Origin of the sequence: Synechococcus sp. H55.10, from assembly GCF_047502715.1 — a bacterium.
Taxonomy (GTDB): Bacteria; Cyanobacteriota; Cyanobacteriia; order Thermostichales; family Thermostichaceae; genus Thermostichus.
In genome coordinates, this window is the sequence record NZ_JANSJJ010000148.1 from 1 (window position 1) to 3,277 (window position 3,277).

The following is a 3,277-nucleotide window of genomic DNA, read 5'->3' on the forward strand; positions in this document are numbered from 1 at the left end:
GCGGCCACCGTGCGACCCACGGCGGGAAACTCTCCAGAGATTTAACTTGTTCTCCTCAAGTGTAGGACGAACGGCTTTCATCCCGACACTGATTGGCTCTTGAGTCAACACAATTCACCAATACAGTGCGGAGCTTCCCGCCGATTAAGCTAAACTCAGACAACTTTGAGGAGCACCTAGGCTTGCTTAAGCTTCTTCTTCCAGTTCTTGGATCTCTTCCGTAGGGGTGTGTCCAGTCGCTTCGTCTTCCTCAATCTGAACTTTATCGGTGGGGTTGTAGTACCGGCGCACATCCCACTCAGTAATCCAGCGACGAATAATTGACCGCACGGTAGTTGTGCTGTAAAGAGGAGGAATCTCGGGCAGTGATGGCCGTACCCAATCAGGGTAGGCCTTCTGGTAGAGATCCGCCACCTTGCGCAACATCGCTTGAATGGCCTCCTGAGCTTCCGAACAGGAGCGGAGGGGGATAGCCCGCCGAATGGCCTCCATGCCGGCCTTTACAGCTTCTTCAGAAACATGCTTCTGGCGCGCCATCTCAGGTGCCTTCTCCCAATCCCCTTTTTCCTGCAAGATAGACTGCTCAAAGTCGCGGGTTACTGCTCCCACTAGAATCAGCGGAGCTGCTTTTAGTTCTTCAGGTAAAGTTTCCTTGCCAAACAAGTGGCCAAGAACGCGGTAGGACTTGACCCGTTGCAGGATGCTGTACTGTGCAATCAGCTCGATCTCATCCACCAAAACCACCAAGCCCCTGAGCCCTATGGCCCGACATAGCTGAGCAGAAAAAGCCAGGCGCTGCCAGTGCAGACTTTCCGCAGGAGGTAGCTTGCCGACGGAGTGAGCCCCTGCCAGACCGTGATCCCGAAGTCTCTGCCGCACCTCTGAGAGCCTCAGGGTGGGTTCACCGGCCCAAAAGCGGACAATAGCATCTAGTTTCTCATCGTCACCCTCTAGCCTTTGGTGTAAAGCTAGAGTAGACGGCCACCAGCCCTCTCCAAATCGCCATTGGTTAACCCAAAGCTGGAACTCCTGGAAAGAAGGCTGTTTGTACTGCAGACGACCTGCAATGCCTTGGAGCCCGCGCTCAGCCATGTCAGGGAGTTCGATTTCGGCAAGAATGCGGGGAATTAGGCGACTAGGATTGCCAAGAGGCAGCTCTTTAGAGATGACGACCAACGAGGTGGCAAAACCCTGCTTCTTTGCTTTTTCCTGCAGAGTTAGTAGAAGATGAGACTTACCAGTTCCAAAGTCCCCCTTCACGAGCATCCCCCCAGGCTCTAAGCTGGGGGCGTTGCATAATTCCCAAAACTTCTCTTCGACCTCTTGTTGCCAAGAGCCAAGTTCTGCAACCGCAAATGGATTGGGAACACCGTTTCGCAGCGCTTCAATCGCTCGTCGGGCTACAAGTGATGCGCTCATTGAAGTTGAACCATAGTTGTACAAGGATTGGGATGATCGGGAGAATATACCTCGTTCTCAATTCGAGTTTGCAAGGCCCGGTACTTATGGTAGGACAAAAGTTCTGATTCAATGAACTCTGGAGGAGCCATGAAGATTAGAGCTGTTTTCTCAAGCTTACTCTCTGCATCGATAAACTCTCGCAAGGTTTCGTAAAGCTCAATAATTTGCCTACGAGTGAAGATTGGACGTCCATTTTCTCTTCGCTCGTAGTAATGAAATAGACTGACAAGAATTGCTGTGCAACCGAGCTGGCGCGTGAAAAGCCTCAGAAAAGAAAGTAGGATCTCTCGAGAATTTGTCCTATCAATCCTTCGAAAAATAGCTGCCCCACGCACTTGACTAATAGATTTCAGTGTGCCTTTGAGCCACTCCTGAACCGCAAGGCACAAACCTTCTAGAGTGCCTGGACTTTGGAGAGGCTCGTAGATAAGACGGGAAATAGCCTTGCGAAAGTCGAGAGCCAGAGAGTAGTCCTGAAAAATCAGCTTCTTAATTTCTCGCTGGAACTGTATGTTGATCTCGCGGGCCTCAACCTGGTAAAGCTCTGCCAGTTCCTCTAAAGTGCAGTCTTGAAGTTCTGAGCTGGGGGAATATTCAATTTTTCTGAGAATGCTATAGCGCAGTTCTCTGGCAAAAGATTCCCAGTTTACCTTCTGAGCAAGGGCAAACCAAAAATTCTCAATTGAATGTAGATTGATGCACTCTTCGCTTAGATCAAAAAGCCGAAAAGAAGAAAGAGATAGCTTTTCCCGAAGAGATTTGTAAAGGCGGGAGTAGGAATCTTTTGGGACGACAGCTAGCTTGACGGTTGCACCACCCGCAGGGATGAAGGATCCCAGGTAGTCTTTCTCAAGACAACGCAGCCATAAATCAAGCTGTGGACGACTCTGGGTTTCCCCACTCATAGACGCTCAAACTCCAAAAGATAGTAAATATGTTCCTCACCGCGTTCATCGCGAATGCGATAGCAGCGACCTGAGCGCGTGCCTGTAGATGCAGAGAAGATCAAGCGATAGCCATCCACATTGTTGATTGGGTTTCGATCTAGAAGGTAAAGATGTCGCGTAAATTCTGCTTCTGTGTAGTCTGAGTTATTGAGGTGGAGAACATCGAAGACATCTCGCGCAGCTACACTTATGGAGTTAGGCAGTTGCTCCACACGCTTTCTCAGGTAGCCTGACGCAATTCTTGCTGCCTTCCAAATGAGCTGAAGGACAGCCTGGGGATCAGTCTCTTTGCTCTTGGCGGCTCTTGCTCGCTTGATCGCCTCAGCAATAGCACTGGGCCGCTGGGATCGGAAAATCTTGCGGTCGATACGTACCCCCTCTCTGGCAAAGTGCACTAAGGCAGGAAAGGCCACAAAAATGTTGGGATTCTCGGTAGGAAGCCAGGGCTGGTCTACCCGTTCCCCCACTTCGCGGGCCAGGTCTTCGAGGGAGGAGGTGGACAAAGCTTGCTGGGCTTGTTCAAGAGCTCGCCTCACCAGCTCCACTTGGGAGAGAGCTTTGTTGAGGGCAGAGCCACAGCTTTCTACCTGGCGGTTTACTGCTTGGAGATCTCCCCTTCTGCTAGCAGCTTGGGCACTGCCTACCGCTTTCGTCACTTTCTTAGTTAGCTCAACCAAGCTGGCCAGCTCGCCGTCAAGAGCTTTGAAAGACCCCTCAAACATTTTTCTTCCAATTTTTTGACAAGGTAGCACTGCCAGGGAATGAGATGCAAGACTCAGCCCCGGTTGAATTGCTCAGGGCATGCGCAGCTCCCCTTCCACCTCCAGGCGGGTGTAAGGGCCGATGGCGAGGAAGCGCTCCCCTAGCAT

3 protein-coding genes are annotated in these 3,277 nt (G+C 51.3%); all 3 read right to left on the reverse strand.

All coding sequences use genetic code 11. From position 1 onward, the window contains the following. Window positions 1–186: 186 nt before the first annotated feature. Genes NW858_RS09420 through NW858_RS09430 form a run of 3 tightly spaced genes read right to left on the reverse strand, consistent with a single transcriptional unit; the run spans window position 187 to window position 3,130 of the window. Window positions 187–1,443 carry a BREX system ATP-binding domain-containing protein gene (locus tag NW858_RS09420; protein WP_414520363.1) on the reverse strand — a complete coding sequence of 419 codons (1,257 nt, stop codon included), beginning with the start codon at window positions 1,441–1,443 and terminating at the stop codon, window positions 187–189. Then, window positions 1,416–2,366, reverse strand: a complete 951-nt coding sequence (locus tag NW858_RS09425; RefSeq protein ID WP_414369148.1) for a hypothetical protein — start codon at window positions 2,364–2,366, stop codon at window positions 1,416–1,418. Before NW858_RS09425 ends, NW858_RS09420 begins: the two co-directional genes overlap by 28 nt. Beyond that, the gene (locus NW858_RS09430) at window positions 2,363–3,130 is read right to left on the reverse strand and encodes a hypothetical protein (protein ID WP_414369146.1); all 768 of its coding nucleotides are present in this window, start codon (window positions 3,128–3,130) and stop codon (window positions 2,363–2,365) included. Before NW858_RS09430 ends, NW858_RS09425 begins: the two co-directional genes overlap by 4 nt. Window positions 3,131–3,277 lie beyond the last annotated feature (147 nt).